The sequence below is a fragment of the Pseudoalteromonas sp. 3J6 genome (assembly GCF_903995135.1).
GTDB lineage: Bacteria > Pseudomonadota > Gammaproteobacteria > Enterobacterales > Alteromonadaceae > Pseudoalteromonas.
On the sequence record NZ_LR877185.1, the window covers coordinates 1753498 to 1773924 of the forward strand.

General features: G+C 39.5%; 19 protein-coding genes. 5 read left to right on the forward strand and 14 right to left on the reverse strand.

What is annotated here, in order from left to right:
- Positions 1-55 precede the first annotated feature (55 nt).
- A complete protein-coding gene (locus P3J6_RS08100; protein ID WP_138607828.1) occupies positions 56-994 on the forward strand; it encodes a LysR family transcriptional regulator in 939 nt (312 codons plus the stop codon).
- A gap of 12 nt (positions 995-1006) precedes the next feature.
- Here P3J6_RS08100 and P3J6_RS08105 read toward each other — a convergent pair whose 3' ends face one another.
- Positions 1007-2020 carry a GGDEF domain-containing protein gene (locus P3J6_RS08105; RefSeq protein WP_138607826.1) on the reverse strand — a complete coding sequence of 338 codons (1014 nt, stop codon included), beginning with the start codon at positions 2018-2020 and terminating at the stop codon, positions 1007-1009.
- Between the two features lie 109 nt (positions 2021-2129).
- Positions 2130-2993 carry a DUF6279 family lipoprotein gene (locus P3J6_RS08110; RefSeq protein ID WP_198522677.1) on the reverse strand — a complete coding sequence of 288 codons (864 nt, stop codon included), beginning with the start codon at positions 2991-2993 and terminating at the stop codon, positions 2130-2132.
- Positions 2994-3304: 311 nt separating this feature from the next.
- Here P3J6_RS08110 and P3J6_RS08115 point away from each other — a divergent pair, with 311 nt between their 5' ends.
- Positions 3305-4030 carry a tetratricopeptide repeat protein gene (locus P3J6_RS08115; protein WP_010389004.1) on the forward strand — a complete coding sequence of 242 codons (726 nt, stop codon included), beginning with the start codon at positions 3305-3307 and terminating at the stop codon, positions 4028-4030.
- Between the two features lie 68 nt (positions 4031-4098).
- Here P3J6_RS08115 and P3J6_RS08120 read toward each other — a convergent pair whose 3' ends face one another.
- The 9 genes from P3J6_RS08120 to ybaK form a co-directional block, all read right to left on the reverse strand.
- A complete protein-coding gene (locus tag P3J6_RS08120) occupies positions 4099-5517 on the reverse strand; it encodes a coniferyl aldehyde dehydrogenase (RefSeq protein ID WP_198522678.1) in 1419 nt (472 codons plus the stop codon).
- A 188-nt stretch (positions 5518-5705) separates the two neighbouring features.
- Positions 5706-7181, reverse strand: a complete 1476-nt coding sequence (locus P3J6_RS08125) for an SLC13 family permease (RefSeq protein ID WP_198522679.1) — start codon at positions 7179-7181, stop codon at positions 5706-5708.
- An 11-nt stretch (positions 7182-7192) separates the two neighbouring features.
- Positions 7193-8149 carry a porin gene (locus P3J6_RS08130; protein WP_138607817.1) on the reverse strand — a complete coding sequence of 319 codons (957 nt, stop codon included), beginning with the start codon at positions 8147-8149 and terminating at the stop codon, positions 7193-7195.
- A gap of 174 nt (positions 8150-8323) precedes the next feature.
- A complete protein-coding gene (locus tag P3J6_RS08135; protein WP_198522680.1) occupies positions 8324-9691 on the reverse strand; it encodes a sigma-54-dependent transcriptional regulator in 1368 nt (455 codons plus the stop codon).
- Entirely contained in the window at positions 9684-11414 is a 1731-nt protein-coding gene (locus P3J6_RS08140) for a sensor histidine kinase (RefSeq protein WP_198522681.1), read from the reverse strand. Before P3J6_RS08140 ends, P3J6_RS08135 begins: the two co-directional genes overlap by 8 nt.
- A 173-nt stretch (positions 11415-11587) precedes the next feature.
- The gene (locus P3J6_RS08145) at positions 11588-11851 is read right to left on the reverse strand and encodes a CBU_0592 family membrane protein (RefSeq protein ID WP_010389010.1); all 264 of its coding nucleotides are present in this window, start codon (positions 11849-11851) and stop codon (positions 11588-11590) included.
- Positions 11852-12012: 161 nt separating this feature from the next.
- Positions 12013-12264, reverse strand: coding sequence for a hypothetical protein (locus tag P3J6_RS08150; RefSeq protein ID WP_010389011.1), 252 nt, complete (start codon positions 12262-12264; stop codon positions 12013-12015).
- 133 nt (positions 12265-12397) lie between these two features.
- Positions 12398-12766 carry a response regulator gene (locus P3J6_RS08155; RefSeq protein ID WP_198522682.1) on the reverse strand — a complete coding sequence of 123 codons (369 nt, stop codon included), beginning with the start codon at positions 12764-12766 and terminating at the stop codon, positions 12398-12400.
- A 149-nt stretch (positions 12767-12915) separates the two neighbouring features.
- Positions 12916-13377, reverse strand: coding sequence for a Cys-tRNA(Pro) deacylase (ybaK, locus tag P3J6_RS08160; protein ID WP_198522683.1), 462 nt, complete (start codon positions 13375-13377; stop codon positions 12916-12918).
- Between the two features lie 407 nt (positions 13378-13784).
- Here ybaK and P3J6_RS08165 point away from each other — a divergent pair, with 407 nt between their 5' ends.
- Together P3J6_RS08165 and P3J6_RS08170 are read left to right on the forward strand one after the other, a co-directional pair.
- Positions 13785-14126 (forward strand): DUF3302 domain-containing protein, encoded by a 342-nt coding sequence (locus tag P3J6_RS08165; protein ID WP_198522684.1) that lies wholly within the window; start codon positions 13785-13787, stop codon positions 14124-14126.
- Positions 14126-15256 (forward strand): HlyD family secretion protein, encoded by a 1131-nt coding sequence (locus tag P3J6_RS08170; RefSeq protein ID WP_198522685.1) that lies wholly within the window; start codon positions 14126-14128, stop codon positions 15254-15256. The genes P3J6_RS08165 and P3J6_RS08170 overlap by 1 nt, the downstream gene beginning before the upstream one ends.
- 63 nt (positions 15257-15319) lie before the next feature.
- On the opposite strand, the gene dnaJ is transcribed toward P3J6_RS08170, so the two are convergent.
- Both dnaJ and dnaK read right to left on the reverse strand, forming a co-directional pair.
- The gene (gene dnaJ / locus P3J6_RS08175; protein ID WP_198523788.1) at positions 15320-16459 is read right to left on the reverse strand and encodes a molecular chaperone DnaJ; all 1140 of its coding nucleotides are present in this window, start codon (positions 16457-16459) and stop codon (positions 15320-15322) included.
- 215 nt (positions 16460-16674) lie between these two features.
- On the reverse strand, positions 16675-18594 hold the full coding sequence (dnaK, locus tag P3J6_RS08180; protein WP_138621414.1) for a molecular chaperone DnaK: 1920 nt from the start codon (positions 18592-18594) through the stop codon (positions 16675-16677).
- Positions 18595-18833: 239 nt separating this feature from the next.
- Between dnaK and P3J6_RS08185 the strand changes: the two genes are divergently transcribed.
- The gene (locus P3J6_RS08185) at positions 18834-19643 is read left to right on the forward strand and encodes an acyl-CoA thioesterase (protein ID WP_198522686.1); all 810 of its coding nucleotides are present in this window, start codon (positions 18834-18836) and stop codon (positions 19641-19643) included.
- Between the two features lie 3 nt (positions 19644-19646).
- On the opposite strand, the gene P3J6_RS08190 is transcribed toward P3J6_RS08185, so the two are convergent.
- Entirely contained in the window at positions 19647-20417 is a 771-nt protein-coding gene (locus P3J6_RS08190) for a substrate-binding periplasmic protein (RefSeq protein ID WP_198522687.1), read from the reverse strand.
- Positions 20418-20427: the final 10 nt, after the last annotated feature.

Consider the following 20427-nt stretch of genomic DNA (forward strand, 5'->3'; position numbering starts at 1 on the left):
GATTTTTAAATTCATTAGTGCCAAAATGGCATCAAAGTGACACAATGGTGCAATAATGGATACAACAAGCCGACTCTTAATGCTGCTTGAAGTGGTTGAGCAGGGATCATTTGCTAAAGCTGCTGAAATACGCAACATTGATCGTTCCGTGATCTCTAAACAAATTAGCCGTTTAGAAGATGAGCTAGGCGTGAGGCTATTAAATCGAACCACCCGTTCGTTTTCACTTACCGCAGCAGGCGCTGAAATGATAAAAAAAGCGGACGAGTTACGAAGCCTACTCGGCGATACCCTGCGTATGGCAGAGAATTATCACTTAGAACCTCGTGGCGTATTAAAAATTACCTCATCGACTTTAATTGGTCGGCGTTATTTACAACCAGTGATCAACGATTTCCAAAAGCGCTTTCCGCAAGTGGAAGTAGAACTTCGTTTAGATGATCGGCTTGTGGATATTGTCTCAGAAGGATTTGATTTGGCATTTAGAGTGGGTGAGCCAAAAGACTCCTCTTTAATTGCTCGAAAGATTGCGCGTAATCGTTTATTACTTTTAGCTTCCCCTGCATTTATCGAAACCTATGGAATGCCGAAAAACATAACTGATTTAGCACAATTACCCGCCGCTAGTTACGCAAGTAGTTCACTGCGAGTTGATGGAGTAAGTTACTACAACCACCTTGGTGAACAATGCGAACAAAAAATTAAAAGTGTATTTAGAGCCAATGATGCTGAAGCACTATTAATGAAAACACTCTCCGGAACCACTTACGTTTTAGCCCCCGCGTTTATATTAGATAAAGAAGTGATTGATGGACAACTGGTGCCTTTATTGACGGATCTTAAATTAATGGAGCACAGTGCCATGTATGCGGTATACCCACATCGTGATTTACCGGTAAGAACCCGGTTATTTTTTGATGCCGTACGCGAATATATTGGTAAAGAAAGACCGATTTGGGAAAACAGTATTCCAGACTTTGAACAAATGTATTAGCCGCTATAAAACTTAAGCCAGCGCTAAAATATCAGTGCAGACCCCATTACGGCCAGTCTCTTTAGCTTTATAAAGCTGCTTATCGGCCAAGTCGATTAGTTCACTTAGGCTTTGTTGCTGGTATTGTACAACGCCTAAACTGGCGGTTAAATTAATGGTTTCACCATTAGCGACTATGTGCTTATTTTGTATTGCGAGTCTTAACTTTTCTGCCATTGCTAAGGCTGCTTGCGGACTATCAAAGTTGCTCATTAGTGAAAACTCTTCACCTCCCACTCTAAACACATACCCTTTTGCAAAAGTGCCGCGCAATAATGTAGCTAACTCAACCAATACTTTATCGCCAACATCGTGCCCATACTGATCATTAATTTGTTTAAAGTAGTCTAAATCAAGTAAAAATAAGTAAAGCTGTGATTTATCTTTGATCTCTACCTCAAAAAACTGGTTCATTGATAAACGATTACCAGCCCCAGTAAGGGGATCGAGTAACGCTAAATTTTTCAAACGCTTCGAAAAATCAGCTCTATTACCTTCAAAAACATGAGATATAGCCCATATGCTTATGTATACAAATAATAAGTTAAGTCCTATGTTAAATGCTGAAAACGATGAATGTGGCAGTTTTTGAGATAACACCACCAGCTGTAAAACAAGTAATGCCGCAGACAAAAATAACCCGTAACGTCTACCAAGCAGTAAGTAGTAAAGAATAGGTAAAATAAATGTCCACAAAAACAGGCCGTTTTTAGGGGGGGCTAAGTAGGTGCCACATAACACAATTAAAGAGATAGTTAAGCACATGGTAATGGCATGCCAGCGCTTAGGGTAATGTTTTTGTGAGTGCTTAAATATATATAAGCATAACAAGGAAAAGCCGACTTCGAGACCACCAACAAGGGGTAAATTATTTACCAATAAATTAAAACCGGCAAACACCAATGACAAAAAACCAAAGCAAATACACATCCATTTAAGAACGTGCTTGCGTAGCGTTTTTGTACTATTAAGTGCAGCTATATCCATGGATAACTTAAAATATTTTTGATAGCTTATGTTAACAATGAAATGCAAAAATCACAATTTTAAGCTTAAACAATTCAGAAAAAACAAGCCAAAAGAATTAGTGAAACGTTTATTCCATAATCAATTCATTAACAGTACCCACTAAATCTGCAAATTCTTCATCAACATGCGATAACTGTTTAGCGCTCAGCGTTTTGTTTAACTTGAGTAGCAAATGCGCATAAGCTTTTAAGTTTTGCTCATTTAGTTCACGCAGCTCATTACTCATATATTGCTCACGATCAGTGATAATGGTGTGTAATTGCTGGGTAAACTCTGCCTCGCTAAGTGTTTGCTGGCTAAAAAGGGCTTCAAGTGCGGCTAAACGAGTTAGTTTATAGTCGTGCCATAAATCACTGGTAGGGGTATGCTTACTGTTAGCTTGTGATATGAGCGTTTGCTGCTCAGAAGTGAGTTTGCCAAGCCACTGCTTGTAGTAATCTAGTTGTCTCTCTAAGCGTTGTTGCTGGTGCTCGTCTTGAGTTAATGAGGCATGCTCTTGGATTTCATCATTAATTTGCTCGCGAATATTTTCTACCATTTCACTGCGCTGTGATGGGGTTAAGGTCAGCGCTAACTTAATTAAAGGGGCACTAGTATGCAACAGCAAGTTTCGCCAATGCTGCTTCACTTGGGTTATTTTATCCATCAACTGCGCAGTATCGGCTTCATTGTTTAGCAATTGTCTTAGGTCGAGTAAATCGGCTTTATATTTTGGTAATTCAACTTCACGATGCCAATCTCGGGTATCGTTAATAATCGCTTTTAACTGCTTAGATTGGCTTTTATTCAGATCAACGTAATCATCAATCCAAAATGACGATAACCAACCTAGGTTGTTATAGGCAAATGACGTTGAACAGCTGGCAATAAATAACAAACTGGTTATAAAAATAATTTTACTTAGTTTTATATTTTTTAAATTATTTAACATGAAAAGACCCCGTTGTATGATGCTTTAGTTGCCAAAAATCATCATAAGTAATTATGTAAGCTACTGCTTGCTTTTATTTTTTTCATTTTTCTATAGAATCGCAAGCTAACGCAATTTATATCATAGCTATGTGCTTAAGTTTAGAATTTTTGAGCTATAGTTAAAACTACTTGTTAATACGTTTGTATATCTAATTTATAAACGTTGGCGTTATTGATTTAGCTCATAATTTATTACCTACTCGAGTAATAAGTAAATGATTAACCGTTATGATGCTTACCGACAACGATAACTAATTTGGAGACATGCATATGTCACAGTCTAATTTAAAAGCAATGTTCTTTGCGGGCATTATACTTGCTACACCTTATGCTTATGCAGGGCTTGAGGAAGGCATAATAGCAGCAAACGCAGGTCAATTTGAGGAAGCACTAAAAGAGTTTAATTACCTTGCAGACAAAGGCTATGCCCCAGGTATTTACGAACTAGGTAAGTTATACGAGGGCGGACATGGAGTTACTCGCGACTACTACAAAGCTGCAGAGCTTTACCAACAAGCAGTTAAAAAGAATCATGTAGATTCGATGTTTGCACTTGCGGTTTTGTATGATGAAGGCAACGGCGTAAAGTTGGACAAACAAATGGCTATTAGCTTATTTGAGAAAGCAGCCAATAAAAACCTTCCTGCAGCACAGTATAACTTAGGGGTAATGTACGCCAACGGCGATGGCGTGAGCCAAGATTATAAAGCCGCCAGAACATGGTATGAAAAAGCCGCCGCTAATAATTACACGCTTGCACAATTTAATTTAGCCTTGATGTATTTTGAAGGCTTAGGAATGCCAAAAAACCTTGAAATGTCGTATGTGTGGAATACCATCGCTGAGTACAACGGTAACATGCAAGCTAGCCACAGTCGTAAACTTGATGAACGCACTATGCTCCCTAAGGAAGTCGCTGAGGCTAAAGAAAAAGCCGATGCTATTTATAATAAAATTTTAGCGGGTACTTATGCGGGTGAAGGGCGAATGTTTTAAGCCAAAAGAATAACTAAAAAAGCTGAATGAAGTGATTCATTCAGCTTTTTTATTTTAAGTACTACAGGCTATTTTACATAAAGCCACTTTAGCACTTTGATCAGTAATTTATTTTGTTTAAGTAATAAACCTATACGCGGATTAAACGAGCCTGATACTAAGGTATTTTTTGCATGGCTAAAGGTTAAAAAGCCTTCTTTAGCATGATAATGCCCCATTCCTGAATGACCCACCCCGCCAAATGGTACATCATCGGCAGCTACTTGTATTAATGTATCGTTAACGGCAACGGTTCCGCTAAGTGTTTGCTTAATAATGTACTGTTGCGCTTGCTTGTCTTGGCCCAAAATATAGACCGCTAATGGATGATGGCGTAGTCGAATATAATTAAGCGCATCATCTAATTTGTCATAACTCATAATCGGTAAAATAGGCCCAAATAACTCTTCTTGCATTAATTGCATCTCGTCGGTGACATGCGTCACAATATGCAGACCCATCCGGTGTTTTTCAGCATCTTGTTGGTTTTGCTCAAGTGGCTTTGTTATTTTAGCGCCTTGTTGTTGTGCTTGTTCTAAATAACCTAGCAGACGTTGATAATGAGCTGGACTAATAATAGAGGTCAGGTTTTTCCCTTCAACACCTTGCTTAAAGTGCTTTTTATAAAGTGTGCACAAAGCTTTAATAAACTGATGTTCTAGTGCTTTAGGAACAAATACGTAGTCAGGAGCAACACATATTTGCCCTGCATTGGCCATTTTTCCAAATAATAAAGCACTCGCGGCTTTATTTACGTCTGCTTTTTCTAACACAATGACTGGCGATTTTCCGCCTAGTTCTAAAGTGACTGGTGTTAAATTTTTACTCGCTGCGCCCATCACCAACTTACCAACCGCTGTTGAGCCAGTAAATAATAAATGTGCAAATGGTAATGATGAGAACTCACTTGCCACCTCGCTGCCACCTTGAATAATGGTGCAGTGTTGGCTTAATTCACCTATAAATATTTTTTCAAGAACCGCATTGGTATTAGGCGTAAATTCACTGAGCTTTAGCATAACCCTGTTGCCCGCTGCAATCGCGGTGATGACTGGCACCAATGCCAATTGAATAGGATAGTTCCACGGTGCAATCACACCCACCACGCCAATAGGCTGATAGGTTACACTTACTTTTGAGGGCCATAAGCTTAACCCCGCGCTGCGGTGACTAGGCTTAGACCAGCGAGGTAACTTTTTAATAATATGTGCAAGCCCCTGCATGGTGGGCAAAATATCACCTACTAAGGTATCAAAGGCCGTTCGGTAACCAAAATCTTTAGATACTGCAGCAATTAAGTCTTGCTCTAGCGTTACAATGTTAGCGCGTACTTTCTTGAGTAAAGCAAGGCGTTGCACAATAGGTAAATAAGGGGTGTCTTCAAAAGAGTGCTTTAGTTCATTAAATTGTGAACGCAAAGTCCCTGTAGATAATGTGTCAGTGATCAAAATAGGCTACTCGATTTATAACGTTTTCAAGACTATAACCTTGTTCTGTTACTCGAGCAATAAAGAGTGATTTGGCAGCGCGATAAAAATCGTTGCAAAAACACTCATAAGGTTGGTTGGAACTCATACCGATGCACAGCTTTTATGTGCATCGGTTATCTGTTTTGTTAGTTGATTAAAGTGGGTTATTAAAAGCCAAAAACCTGGGCTGCTATGGTCATTGTTACTAAGGTAATTAAAACTATAGCGACAATATTTAACACAAAGCCAGCACGGATCATGTCTTTCATTTTAATTTCACCCGAGCCAAACACAATCGCATTGGGTGGTGTGGCTACTGGCATCATAAACGCACAACTACACGCAATCGCAGCTGGAATAACCCACACTAACGGGCTGCCTGTTATTGACTCAGCAACAGGGCCTAGTAATGGTAAAAAGCCTGCGGCTGTTGCCGTATTACTGGTAATTTCCGTTAAGAAAGTAATGAGTGCCACCACCACAAGAATGCTCATAACTAAAGGAATTGCACTGGCACCCTCAATCATGTTGGCAATGTAATCGGCTAATCCTGATGATTTAATTTGCGAGGCTAGTGTCAAGCCCCCCCCAAATAAAAGCAACACACCCCAAGGTACTTTAGCTGCACTTTCCCAATCTAAAATTCGCTCATCACTGCCTTTATTAGCAGGTAGTACAAATAAAAGTAATGCGGCTGCAATTGCAATACCCGTATCTGAAATTTTAAGGCCGGTCACATCACCTAGTAATGGTCTAAATATCCAACAAATAGCCGCAAACATAAACACAAACAATACGCCCTTTTCAGCACGTTGCATGAGTCCTAGGTCTTTTAGCTGCGAAGAAAATACCGCTTTAATGTCGATTCGATTGTTTGCTTGTACATTCGCATCAACCTTGTAGGTAAACTTAGTTAGCCAAATCCAGCTGATGGTTAACATGCCAAGTGCTAATGGCACACCAACTATCATCCACTGAGCAAAGCCAATTTCAATCTGGTAGCTGTCTGATAGGTATGCAGCCATTAATGCATTCGGAGGAGTACCAATTAAAGTAGCAATCCCCCCAATACTCGCACCATAAGCAATAGAGAGTAAAAGTGCTTTACCAAACCCCTCATTACTTGGATCAGAGCTTTTTACTAAATGAGTGATAGATAAGGCAATAGGCAACATCATTACTGCGGTAGCGGTATTAGACATCCACATTGATAAAAATGCAGTCACTAACATCATCGCTAAAATTTGTAAGCTTGGTTTTTTACCGGCATAAAGCATAGTTCTTAATGCAATTCGTTTGTGTAATCCCCAACGTTCCATAGCAATTGAGATTAAAAAACCACCTAAAAATAAAAAGATCAACGGATGCGCATAAGGGGCTGCAACACTCTTTATTGCCGCTATATCTACAATAGGCGAAATCACTAACGGAAGTAATGCAGTAGCAGGAATAGGTACAACCTCACTTACCCACCACGACGCCATCCAAAATGCTAAGCCTGCAGTTTTAAAGGCAGCAGCCGACATTCCTACTGGCGGCTCAACTAAGCAGGTCAATAACATTACACACGGACCAAGTAACAATAACAGCCATTGCATAAACGGCTTTTTATTGGCGTTATTTTCTAAAATACGTTTTGTCATTTTAACAGCCTTTAAAATTTATATTTAAGACCAAGTGCAACACTGTTATCAGCATTTTCTTCTAGGTCGAGGTCAGTATATAAAAGGTAAGCGGTAGTTTGCTTGTCAAAAATGTAGTCTACACCAGTAGTCCACTGAGTTGCGTCTGATGCTTGACGTAGCTTTGAGTCATCTTTTGCAAATTGAACTTTAGGTACCCATTTGTCGAGCTTGTAGCTTGCACTTAACACGTAACCATTCCCTGATTTACTACCATCAATTGATTCTGAATGCTGGTATAACGCACCTAATTGTAGTTTTTCAAATTTATACACGCCTGCGATACGACTTGCTTTAATGTTATTAAGCGAGTCAACATGGCTTATTGAAATAGAGTAAGGAGTTTTATTTAAACTACGATCACCATAAATAAGGGTTGCAGCAAATCCCGCTTCATTGTCTTTGTTGTCATCTTTTGGCGCATAGGTAAATGAAAACTGTGCATTGTGCCAGTATTTAGAGGTATAAGTAATGGTGTCGCCTAATCGGTCTTGTCCGGCAATAACTTGTGAAATATCTGCTTGGGTTTCGTTAAAGTTATCAAGCTTGCCTTCTGAATATTTAAAGCGAGTGTCGTTTCGCCCTACGACCACTTCACCAAACGCACCTTTTAGGCCAAGGTAAGTATTACGTGCTGCAAAAGGCTCATTGGTATCGTCGTGTTCAAAACCTTTTACTTGAACCTCGTATTTAAATACGGCAGTAAAATACTCATTTAATTTATGGTCCCCTTTAATACCAATACGCGAAAAAGGGGCATCTATTTGTGTGCCTTCATCTGCGTAACGCATAATGCCAGTATCGGTGTTGGCAATTTGTACTTCGGCTTTACCATACACAGTGTAATCTGCAGCAAACGCTGTTACAGGTAGTGTGGCAGCACTGCATAACGCAGCAAGTACTGAACCTTGGAATAGATTATTTTTCATTATGTATCCTAATTATGTGATGTTACTTGTTGTCTACAACTGTAGAGCAAGAACATGACCAACTAGATAATAACAATAAATTTCAGTGACTTAAAAAATAAAACCATGATAAAAAGCTTTAAAATGTGCGGATTTCCACACACTTTAAATACCTACTATCACCATTTCCACCCACTAATCGGTAAACATATCTCGATTAAGGTTATATTTACTCATTTTATCGTAGAGGGTTTTGCGCGCGATTTGCAACGTTGCCATGGTGTCTTTAATACTGCCATGATTAAGCTCTAAGGCTTCTTCAATTAAAGACTGTTCATAAAAGCTGACCTTTTCTGCAAGGCTTAAGTCCAATGATAACGACGAGCCACTACTGCTTGAGTCACTCTGTGCAAAAGCCAGATCGGGGCCAAGTAGTACCGCTCGTTCAGCCTGGTTTCTTAATTCACGAACATTACCTGGCCAATCATGCGCAAGTAGGCGCTGTTGTAACTCAATATTAAGCGCACCCAAAGGTTTATGAAAACGAGTGGCCGCAATAGAGCTAAAGTGCTTAAACAACAAAGGAATATCGGCTTTTCTATCTCTTAACGCGGGAATGCTGACTTTAACTAAACTCAATCGATAGTATAAATCGGCTCTAAACTCACCTTTTTCTACCAACGAAAGTAAATCGACCTTAGTGGCCGCAACAATACGAATATCAAGGTCAATGGCTTTATTTGCACCAACGGGAGTAACTTTTCGCTCTTCAAGCACCCGTAGTAATTTAACTTGTAGTGACAAGGGAGTGCTTTCAATTTCATCTAAAAAAACCGTGCCGCCTTGTGCAAACTCAAACTTGCCTTTGCGATCTTGTGTTGCGCCGGTATATGCACCACTAACAGCACCAAACAATTCACTTTCTATTAGTTGCTCAGGCACCGCGCCACAGTTAATAGCCACAAACTGACAGCTTGAACGGTTACTATGATCATGTAAGTAACGGGCAACCAATTCTTTACCTGTTCCAGTTTCACCTTCAATTAATACATCTGCGGGTGTATCAATCACTGTGTTGAGTAAGTTCATCATGTGCTGCATTTTAAGGGTCTCGCCTAAAATGCGCACACCGGGCGCGGAGGTCTTTTCAACCGCACGCTTCAGAGCTCTGTTTTCCATAACTAAAGCACGGTTGTCTGAGGCCCTAGCAATGCAATCTAATAAATTTTCGTTCAGGGGTTTTTCAAATAGATCATAAGCACCTAACTGCATTGCTCTAACCGCTACAGAAACATCGGCATAACCTGTTAAAAATATTACCGGAAGTTCACTGTCGAATGCTTTTACCTGCTCAATAAAAGTTAAACCATCCATAGTTGGCATATTTATATCACTGAGGACAACGCCATAAAAATTGCGACTTAAACGGCTTAAAGCAATACTCGCATCACTAAAGCACTGCACCTCATACCCTTCGAGGGTTAAAAGCTGATTTAACGAATCACGGATCATCGCCTCATCATCAATAACAACCACTTGCTTACAAACAACGGCTTCAATCATTTTTTGGGGCCTCTATGCTTGATAAACTAATAATAAACTGTGCACCGCCTTGAGGGCGATTGTGCGCCGTTAAGTAACCATTAAATGAATCAATAATTTGCTTTGATATTGATAAGCCCAGCCCTAAACCATTACTTGACTTGGTACTGTAAAAGGGTTCAAAAATAGATCCCAGCACATGGTGTTCAATACCTGGACCACTATCTAAAATAGAAAGCTTAACGCGCTCCTCAAAACACTCAACATCGAAACTAAGCTCTCGTTTAGGCTCACCTTTCATTGCTTGTGACGCATTGGTGATCACATTAACCAGTACTTGTTCAAATTTTAATGCATCAACCCACACCGTGATCTCTTGCGAAAACTGCGGAGCACTGACGTTAACATCGTCTTGTTTAAGTTGCGGGTGGGTGATCATCAACGCATTATTTAATAACGCCGACAGTGGATGTGGTCGCAATTGCATTGTCGCCGGCTTACTAAAGTATTTAAGCTGCGCCACTATTTTATGCACCCGCTCTACCAAATTCTCAATAATAATTAAATTTTCACTTAATGCATTGAGTTTCCCCTTTTTGAGGAAAATTTTAGCGCTTGCCAAATAAGTGTTCATGGCGCTCAGTGGCTGGTTAATTTCATGATTAATACCCGCACTTAGTTGCCCTATTGTGGCTAATTTTGCCGACTGTACTAGTGCTGTTTGCGCTTTTTCAAGCGCTTGGGTGCGCTCTAATACTTCAAGTTCTAAACTGTGACGCGAGTACAGTAATTTTTTATATCCGGCAAAGCGTGCCAATAAGCTATATCCGACAAAAATAAATACCCAATAAAACAACACCAGCCATAACAATCTGGGCACCTGTAATGCATTTATGCTTGAAATATCAACCAATACCGTCATCGTTGCATTTAGGTGTGTCAGTGGTCTTGAAGCGGCAACATATTCATCTTTAGCAATTTTAAATTGCTCAATGCCCTGACTTTTGTAGCGCTGCTGCTTTATTTGTAACGGTTGATGATCTAAGTAAGCACGGCGCTGTTTAATATCGCGGCGTGTAGTAATATCAAGCTCTGTAAACGTGTTTAAACGCCATGCTGGCTCATCCGACATAGCAATAATTTTATCCGCAAGCTGCAAATAAAAATGACTGCCTTTTGAAGTATTTAATAACGAACGATCGTTTTCAAATTTAGCGACATTAATTTTTAGTGCCACAACGCCAATGGCTTTACCATCTAGATAAATAGCCTGAGAAAAGTATATTCCGCGTTCTTTCGAGCGCTGTCCGAGGGCAAAGTAAGCGACCTTTTCTCCAGCAAAAGCCTGTTTAAAATAAGGTCTAAATGCAAAGTTGCTCCCTAAAAACGTATAGTCGGTTTGCCAGTTACTACTTGCAATAACGTCGCCAAGGGGATCTAGTATGTATACATCTGAGGCACCGCTGGCTTGTTGAATATCAGCCAAGTAATTATTAATAGCATTAAAGTGTTGTGATTCATTATTAGTAAAACGAATCAATAAATTATTTTCTGTGAGGAGCTGAGGAATAGCTGCAAAGCGCGCGAGTTCATTATCAATATAATTATTTAATTGAATGACCTGTTGGTCAGCTTGAATTTTAGCTTGGCCTAAATCATAAGCGCGGCCAAATGAAAATGTAACCACCAACAACAGCACTAACAGAATACAAGCAAAAATAATTTTTTTAGGAATGGAGAACATAAACGCCTGTAACACCAAGGTGCTAATAATAACTAATAGCCACTATTGTATCGATTTATAGGCCTTTGCAGAAGAAACTTTTTGTTAACAAGTGTACTGAAACTAAAAAACCGTGAAACAAAAAATATTTCACGGTTCAATTCCCTGCAAAAGGGATGCTGTTTTAGCTTAGTCTACGCTTTTGCAAGCGCTGGTTTGTCTTTAAAGTACTTATACAAACCAATTAATGAGGCTGCAATCCAAAATATTTCAATCACAAAGCTCGCTAAGTTAAAGTTATAACAAAGACTGATAAGCAACAAAATAGCGCCGCTTAGATTCATTAAATTATACGTCAAACTTTTTGGCGATACTTTATTTAGTTGCAGTAAAAAAAACGAACCAACCACTAAAAAAGTGCCACTCATACCAACAATATCAAATAAAAGTGCAATCACACGTCTATCCTTTTCCATTTTAAAACCCAACTGACTGGCCCAATCCATGGGGAGGGTTTTTTTCAATCATTGAAACAGCAAAACCAGCGAAGTTTACCAGTGAAAAAAAAGCAAACAAGGGCTTATGTCCGCCTCTTGATAGTTTGGGTTAAATAGCTACTTTATTTAAAAGTGACTTTACCACCTATCATTTTATAAGCTGCAGTCCCTCTTATCGTCGCTGGGCGGGCAAAAGGCCGCTCACAGCCAGGGCATACACATTCAGTATGAGTGTGATCTTGGGTTATTCGTTCTATAAAACATTTTACCAACGCCCCTTTGCCCCCTTTACGATATTTAAATAAAGGCGCTTTGCACGCAGAACAAAATATATCGACCGTTTTTGTAGGCCCTTTTTTATTGGGCTTAGCCATACTACCTCAATGGTTATTTTACGATTACTAAGGCGTACATGCTATCACATGATAGAAAAGAAATTGATGGGAGTAAGCATTACTGATCAGAGTTATTATTGATTAGGTAATTATGTTAAAAAATATTGTGTTATTAAACTTTATTAGCTAAACGTGTTAATTGAGCCGACAGTACATTCATACAGAAAGGCTTTATAATAAACCCTGACACCTTTGAATTAATTATCTTTTTTACGGTCTCAGAGTTGTCTTCACAGGTCACCATAAGTACGGGAAGCTGAGCATGCTCAGTATCGTTTCTAATCGCATCAAGTAAGTTTAGACCATCCATTTTTGGCATATGTAAATCTGTTATAACCAAATCTATGAGCTGATTTTGCAGTATAGTCAATGCTTGCAGGCCATCGGTTGCTTCAACAATGTCTTTATAATCTAACTGCCTCAACATATTAATGAGCACATGGCGCATTAATGGCATGTCATCAACAACTAATATTCTCATATAAATGTTTAACCAAAGTAGGTGCAAACAAATTTTTATCAAACTGAATTAACAAAAACTGTTATAGGTAGTATCTACATTAGTTAACTATAGTTGTTGAAGCAAATAATCAGTTTTATTTACACTTTGCAAGTTTGATAATAGAGCATTTAAAAATTACCAAACGAAGCTTGAATAAGCCCAGCTAAGCATGCTGGACTGAGTGCAATTTCAAGCCCTCGCTTACCGGCACTCACATAAATAGTATCAAAGTCTAATGCGCTTGAGTGTATGTAGGTTTTTAAGCGCTTTTTTTGTCCAAGCGGGCTAACGCCTCCCAAAATATACCCTGTACTTGCCTGTACTTTTTGCGGCTCTGCCAGCATTACTTTTTTAACTGCGCAGAGCCTAGCCAATTGCTTCAAATTAATCTGCTGAGTAACTGGCGTCACAGCAACAATTAGTTGTTGTTCTGAGGTTTCTAACACCAATGTTTTAAATACTTGAGCGCTATTAAGATTTAGCTTTTCAACTGCTTCAAGGCCGTAATTAGTGTTGTTTACATCGTGCTCATAGCTTAAAGTAGTAAATGAAACGTTAGAGCTTTTAAGCATTTGAATAGCTGGCGTCATACTCACCTCCATTGGTTAATCATTTCATACAAACTTCTACTAAAACTACATTTCAAGACATTATGTGAAAGTTAAAAATGAAGAACACTTCTGCCACAGCTTTTTTTTAAATAAATACTCAAGTTTTCCCATATGATTTTATTATTCACTTGAAAACTAATGATATAGTTATTAGATGAATAATTTATTCTGACAAAAGAAACTCCAAGCACTGGCACTCAAAATAATCATATCCTGTAAGCGTTTTTTGAGTAAACCGACTCTAAACCTACACAAACCTATTAAATAATTAACAACCTTTACTTTTACAAAAATCAAACCTAATGTAAATGGTATATATAATTAAGATTGCCGTTAAAACCTTGCCATATCCGTCTTAATTGTAAAATAACAAAAAAGGACACTGAATGTTTTTAGATTACTTTGCCTTAGGAATACTAGTATTTGTTGGTATTTTTTTATTTTACGGAATTATTGCATTGCATGATATTCCCTACGAGATAGCTAAAAAACGTAATCACCCACACCTAGATGCAATTCATTACGCTGGGTGGGTTAGTCTATTTACACTTCACGTTATTTGGCCTTTTTTGTGGATTTGGGCAACTATATGGCGTGACGATCGTGGTTGGGGCTTTAATCATTTACAGCAAGAACATGATGAGCTTGCCGCACAAGTAACGCAATTAACAGCAACAGTTGAGAGCCTACAGAAACAACTAAACGATACAAACAATAAGAGTGCATAATGGATTTACTATTAATACTAACCTACACCGCGCTATGTATTGCGATATTTAGAATTTTTAATATACCACTAACAAAATGGACGGTTCCTACGGCAATTTTAGGTGGCGTACTCTTAATCGGCACGCTTATTTTAGTGATGAATTATAACCACCCACATGCAAATATTGCACGCAATGTATATATAACGACTCCTATCATTCCTAATGTTCGCGGTATTGTGACAGATATTACAGTAAAACCTAATGAAAAAGTGAAAGCTGGCGATTTGCTATTCAGCATTAACGACACACCTTATCAAGCAAAAGTAAATGAGGCCACAGCACAGTTGCAAGATGCTATTCAAGTAGCCAAAGGTTTAGAAGCATCATTCAAATCAGCCCAAGCAAGCACTCTAAGAGCAAAAGCTGAATACTTTCGCAGTAAGCTTGAGTTTGATCGCTATCAGGAGGGGGCGAAAAAAGGCGCTTACTCTAAAGGCAGTGTTGATAATATGAAGGGGGTATATTACGCGGCAAAAGCGACCTACGAAGCTTCGCAAGCTGAAGAAGATCGCCAACGTATTGCATTTGAATCAGAGGTAAATGGTAAGCAAACCATTGTCGCTCAAGCTGAAGCACGCCTTGAACAGGCGCAATTTAACCTTGATAGTACCAATATTTATGCACCTACTGATGGTTATGTAACCCAATTAACCTTACGCCCTGGTATGATGGCTGTTCCTATGCCACTTCGTCCTGTAATGTCGTTTGTGCACGATGAAGAAGCTCAGTTTGTTGCTTTATTTCGTCAAAACTCAGCATTGCGTTTAAAGCCAGGCTATAAAGCTGACTTTATTTTTAAGGCTATTCCAGGAAAAGCCTTTGCCGGAGAAATAGTCTCTGTATTACCGGCCATGGCTGAAGGTCAAGTGCAAGCACAAGGTACATTAATGAGTAGCAAAAATTTTAATCGTAATGGTCAAGTTGTTGTTGTATTAAAGCTAATCGATGATATGAGTGAATATGACTTACCTAAAGGCACCAGTGCTGAAATCGCTGTTTATTCTGACCACTTTGAGCATGTTTCGGTAATGCGTAAGGTATTGATCAGAATGAAAAGCTGGCAAAATTACCTGTTCTTAGATCATTAAACTAACTTTTATATTAAAAAAAATGACGCCTATTGGCGCCATTTTTATTTAATAGATTAATAATTACTTAGTTAGGTCATCAAAAAACTTTTTAACACCATCAAAAAAGCCTTGTTCTTTTGGACGGTTCTTTGAGCTATCTTTGCCCATGCTTTCTTCAAGTTCAGTTAGCAACTCACGTTGACGCTCGTTAAGGTTCACTGGTGTCTCAATCACCACTTTACAAATTAAGTCACCTTGAGCACCACTGCGTACAGACTTAACACCTTTGCCACGCATACGGAACATTTTGCCCGTTTGTGTTTCTGACGGTATTTTAAGTTTTGCACGGCCGTCTAATGTTGGCACTTCAATTTCACCGCCAAGGCCTGCTGTAGTAAAGCTAATAGGCACTTCACAGTATAAATTGTTCGCTTCACGAACAAATATCTTATGTTCACGAACCGACACTTGCACATACAAATCACCTGCTGGTGCGCCATGCATACCAGCTTCACCTTCGCCAGATAAACGAATACGGTCACCTGTATCGACACCTGCTGGAATTTTTACCGATAATGTTTTGGTTTTCTCTACGCGGCCTTGGCCATGACATTTGTTACAAGGATCTGAAATAATTTGACCTTGTCCATGACATGTTGGACAAGTTTGTTGTACAGCAAAAAAGCCTTGGCGCATTTGTACTTGGCCTGCACCGTGACAGGTTGTACATGTTTTTGGCTTAGAACCCGCTTTGGCACCGCTGCCATCACACGGCTCACAACTAACCCAAGTCGGTACTTTAATTTCAACGTCTTTACCACGAACCGCTTCTTCTAAGCTTAAGTCCATGTTGTAACGTAAATCTGAACCACGCTGCTGGCGAGATTGGCGTCGGCCACCGCCGCCTCCAAAAATATCACCGAATACATCACCAAAAATATCACCAAAATCACCTTGGCCGCCGCCAAAGCCACCGTGACCGCCGCCACCACCTTGTTCGAAGGCTGCATGGCCGTATTGGTCATACATTTGACGTTTTTGATCGTCCGTTAATATTTCGTAGGCTTCCTTTACTTCCTTAAACTTGGTTTCAAGGTCTTTATCACCGGCGGTACGATCTGGATGATATTTCATCGCTAAGCGTTTATACGCTTTTTTTATGTCTCGCTCACTCGCATCTTTGCTTACGCCGAGGACTTCGTAATAATCGCGTTTTGACATATCTATCACACTACTCTTTTCTATGTGCAGCGCTAGCTGCTGGACAAACCGATAAATCATATCGATTTATCATTGAATTTTTAAAGCACTTTACTTACATCTCTTACATACAAAAGGCGCGTTAAGCTTTAGCCTACGCGCCTCAGGTGTTCATCCTAACTTAAACACACAATGTAGTCATGGTGTTTTCGGTTAGCGAGAAGCGTTAGTAACAATTACTTGTCGTCTTTAACTTCTTCGAACTCTGCATCAACAACATCGTCGTCTTGCTTAGCAGACTGTTGTTGCTCTGCACCGGCATCACCACCTGCTTGTTGTGCTTTAGCTTGGGCAATTTCCATTAGTTTTTGAGACTTTTCAGCAAGTGCTTGTGTTTTAGCTTCAATTTCTGCTTTGTCGTCGCTCTTAATTGCTCCTTCAAGGTCAACAACAGCCGCTTCAATTGCTTCTTTGTCTTCGCTTGGTAGTGCATCACCCGCTTCTTCAATTTGTTTACGTGTACCGTGAACAAGTGCGTCAGCTTGGTTACGTGCAGCCACTAGCTCTTCAAACTTTTTATCGTCTTCTGCATGTGCTTCTGCATCGCGAACCATTTTTTCAACTTCTTCATCACTTAAACCTGAAGACGCTTGAATGGTGATTTTTTGCTCTTTACCTGTGTCTTTATCTTTAGCAGATACATGTAAGATACCATCCGCATCCACATCGAATGTTACTTCGATTTGTGGTGTACCACGTTGTGCTGGGCGAATACCTTCTAGGTTAAATTGACCTAGAGATTTATTGTCGCTTGAACGTTTACGCTCACCTTGTAGCACATGAATGGTTACCGCAGATTGGTTATCTTCTGCTGTTGAGAATGTTTGCGATTTCTTAGTAGGAATCGTCGTGTTTTTCTCAATCAGTGCCGTCATTACTGAACCCATCGTCTCAATACCTAGAGATAATGGTGATACGTCTAGTAATAGTACGTCTTTCACGTCGCCTGCAAGTACACCACCTTGAATCGCTGCACCTACTGCAACTGCTTCATCAGGGTTAACGTCTTTACGTGGCTCTTTACCGAAGAACTCTGCTACTGTTTTTTGAACAAGTGGCATACGAGTTTGACCACCCACTAGAATGATATCGTTGATATCGTTCACAGATAGGTCTGCATCAGCAAGTGCACGCTTAAGCGGTTCAATTGACTTAGTCACTAAGTCTTCAACTAATGACTCAAGCTTAGCACGTGTTAATTTCACGTTCATATGCTTAGGACCAGACGCATCAGCGGTTACATACGGAAGGTTTACTTCTGTAGATTGTGCTGATGAAAGCTCAATTTTTGCTTTCTCTGCTGCTTCTTTAACACGTTGCATAGCAAGTGGGTCAGTTTGTAAATCGATACCTTGATCTTTCTTAAATTCAGCTACTAGGTAGTTGATAACACGGTTATCGAAATCTTCTCCACCTAGGTGGGTGTCACCGTTAGTCGCTAGAACTTCAAATGTGTGCTCGCCTTCAACTTCATCAATTTCAATAATTGATAAATCGAAAGTACCACCACCTAAGTCATATACCGCTACTACGTTTTCGCCACGGTTTTTATCCATACCGTATGCAAGTGCAGCTGCCGTTGGCTCATTAATGATACGTTTAACTTCAAGACCCGCAATACGGCCAGCATCTTTGGTTGCTTGACGTTGTGAATCGTTAAAGTATGCCGGTACTGTGATTACCGCTTCAGTTACTTCTTCACCTAAGAAGTCTTCAGCTGTTTTCTTCATTTTTTTCAGTACTTCAGCAGAAATTTGTGGTGCAGCGCGTTTTTCGCCGCCCGCTTCAACCCATGCGTCGCCATTATCAGCTTTGATAATTTTGAAAGGCATGATGCCGATATCACGTTGTACTTCTTCGTCTTCAAAACGACGACCAATTAAACGCTTAATTGCGAACAATGTGTTTGTTGGGTTAGTTACCGCTTGACGTTTTGCAGGTTGACCTACTAAAGTCTCACCGTCTTGCGTGTAAGCAATAATAGACGGGGTTGTGCGATCGCCTTCCGCATTTTCAATAACACGTGCTTTGTCACCATCAAGTACTGCAACACAAGAGTTAGTAGTACCTAAATCGATTCCAATAATTCTACCCATGAATCTTCTCCAACTTCTAAATTCGTTAATACGTTCGATGACTAGTTAATAGGGATGCCACAAACTTAATTCAACTGTAAAAATGAAAAAAAATTCATTTTTTTTAATTTATTTACTAAATAACCCTAAAAAGAGTAAGGATTGTTCATTTTTTGTTATTTAAGAGGACCTTTATTGTCTGGTCTGATGAGTTTGTGTGTGATATAAATTTAGTAAATAACATCAAAAGGACATTATTTGTGCACTTTGAACAATTATTACAACTCGCCTCTCAAGTAAGTAAGGAAACAGATCAAGAAATCAATACCATGCAGTTCCCTGCTAATTGGTGCCAAGGTCGAACCGCTTTTGGCGGACTTTCTGCGGCGCTTCTTTATCAAGCAATGCGCAATAACGTTGATTCATCAAGACGACTGCTTTCTTTAAGTACAAACTTTGTCGGCCCATTATTGGCTGAAAAGCCATTTTCTTTGTCGGTAGAAATATTACGTGAAGGGAAAAGCAGTACCCAAGTGCTCGCCAAAGCCATTCAAGATGACGCAGTATGCGTTATTGTACAGGCCTGTTTTGCTAAAAACCGTAATTCATCAATTAATGTACCGGTATCAAAGTCGCTAAGCTTACACCCTGTGAACGAACGTCACTGTTTAGGATTTGTACCTGGGCAAATGCCAGAGTTTTTCCAACATGTTGATTTATGCCCTCAACAAGGAGCCATGCCGTTTAGCAGTGCTGAAACCTCTCATTTAGGTGGTTGGATGCGCTTTAAACATACGCCAGAAGTAATTACAGAAGCTCATGTTATTGCCCTTACTGACGCATGGCCGCCAACATTGCTGCAAATGTTTAAACAACCAGCACCGGCAAGTAGTATGTCGTGGTATTTAGAATTTGTACAAGCACCTAACTTAGTCCCGGGTGAATGGCTGGGGTTTGAAGCAATTACTCATCACTCAAAAGATGGCTACGGACTTGAAGATGGCTGTATTTGGTCGCAATCAGGCGAGCTTATTGCACTAACCCGCCAAACCGTGGCTTTATTTGATTAACAATTAAAAACGAGTGAAGTCGCGCTGGGTATATTGTTTATCTAAATTAAGCATTATGGTGCGATATTCACCGCTTTGAATTATGTTGGCTAAGCCTTGGTCAAATTGCTGCCTCAGCAAATCATTTTTAAAATACGCAGGTCTTGCCGCAGGTGGAAAAATAGCATGGATAACAAAATCTTTTTTGGCATTGGTTTTTTGATATTCCTTTAAGTAGTAAAGGAATATGCGTCTATCGAGAATAATCGTATCAACCCAGCCTGCCATTAAGTGATGTATCTGCGCTTGTTGGTTGAGTACTTCTTCATAGCCTCTTAAATTCTCTAAGTTGTGGCCAAACTCTTTTGGTAAATAAGCGGGTGCGTTTTGAAATGCTAAAACGCTTTTAGTGGCCAGATCGTAAATAGTATTAATAGTGAAGTTACTCTTTTTAAGACTCACAACTACATTTTCGTAGCTGACAACAGATTGGCTTCGATATATGCCAGTAATTAAAATACCTGAATAATTTAATGCGATATCAACATGACCTTGGTTTAATAAGGCATCTGCACGTTGATTTGACATGTACTGTACATCGACTTCGTTTATATCTTGATTACTTAGTGCTGCTTTTACAATTTCGAGCTGAATTCCTGAATCATTTTCACTTATTACATAAGGTGCAACTGTAGGGTTAGCAGCAATAGTAACTCGTTGCTGATTATTATCTTTGATAAATGCAAAGCTATCGCTACATAAACATACTAATGCCAATAAAAAAACCACTTTCACACTATCACCT

Excerpts from the sequence above, each read along its gene's own strand:
- P3J6_RS08100 (WP_138607828.1), top strand. The coding sequence starts at position 56 with ATGGATACAACAAGCCGACTCTTAATGCTGCTTGAAGTGGTTGAGCAG.
- P3J6_RS08105 (WP_138607826.1), bottom strand. The coding sequence starts at position 2,020 with ATGGATATAGCTGCACTTAATAGTACAAAAACGCTACGCAAGCACGTT.
- P3J6_RS08110 (WP_198522677.1), bottom strand. The coding sequence starts at position 2,993 with ATGTTAAATAATTTAAAAAATATAAAACTAAGTAAAATTATTTTTATA.
- P3J6_RS08115 (WP_010389004.1), top strand. The coding sequence starts at position 3,305 with ATGTCACAGTCTAATTTAAAAGCAATGTTCTTTGCGGGCATTATACTT.
- P3J6_RS08125 (WP_198522679.1), bottom strand. The coding sequence starts at position 7,181 with ATGACAAAACGTATTTTAGAAAATAACGCCAATAAAAAGCCGTTTATG.
- P3J6_RS08130 (WP_138607817.1), bottom strand. The coding sequence starts at position 8,149 with ATGAAAAATAATCTATTCCAAGGTTCAGTACTTGCTGCGTTATGCAGT.
- P3J6_RS08135 (WP_198522680.1), bottom strand. The coding sequence starts at position 9,691 with ATGATTGAAGCCGTTGTTTGTAAGCAAGTGGTTGTTATTGATGATGAG.
- P3J6_RS08140 (WP_198522681.1), bottom strand. The coding sequence starts at position 11,414 with ATGTTCTCCATTCCTAAAAAAATTATTTTTGCTTGTATTCTGTTAGTG.
- P3J6_RS08150 (WP_010389011.1), bottom strand. The coding sequence starts at position 12,264 with ATGGCTAAGCCCAATAAAAAAGGGCCTACAAAAACGGTCGATATATTT.
- P3J6_RS08155 (WP_198522682.1), bottom strand. The coding sequence starts at position 12,766 with ATGAGAATATTAGTTGTTGATGACATGCCATTAATGCGCCATGTGCTC.
- ybaK (WP_198522683.1), bottom strand. The coding sequence starts at position 13,377 with ATGACGCCAGCTATTCAAATGCTTAAAAGCTCTAACGTTTCATTTACT.
- P3J6_RS08165 (WP_198522684.1), top strand. The coding sequence starts at position 13,785 with ATGTTTTTAGATTACTTTGCCTTAGGAATACTAGTATTTGTTGGTATT.
- P3J6_RS08170 (WP_198522685.1), top strand. The coding sequence starts at position 14,126 with ATGGATTTACTATTAATACTAACCTACACCGCGCTATGTATTGCGATA.
- dnaJ (WP_198523788.1), bottom strand. The coding sequence starts at position 16,459 with ATGTCAAAACGCGATTATTACGAAGTCCTCGGCGTAAGCAAAGATGCG.
- dnaK (WP_138621414.1), bottom strand. The coding sequence starts at position 18,594 with ATGGGTAGAATTATTGGAATCGATTTAGGTACTACTAACTCTTGTGTT.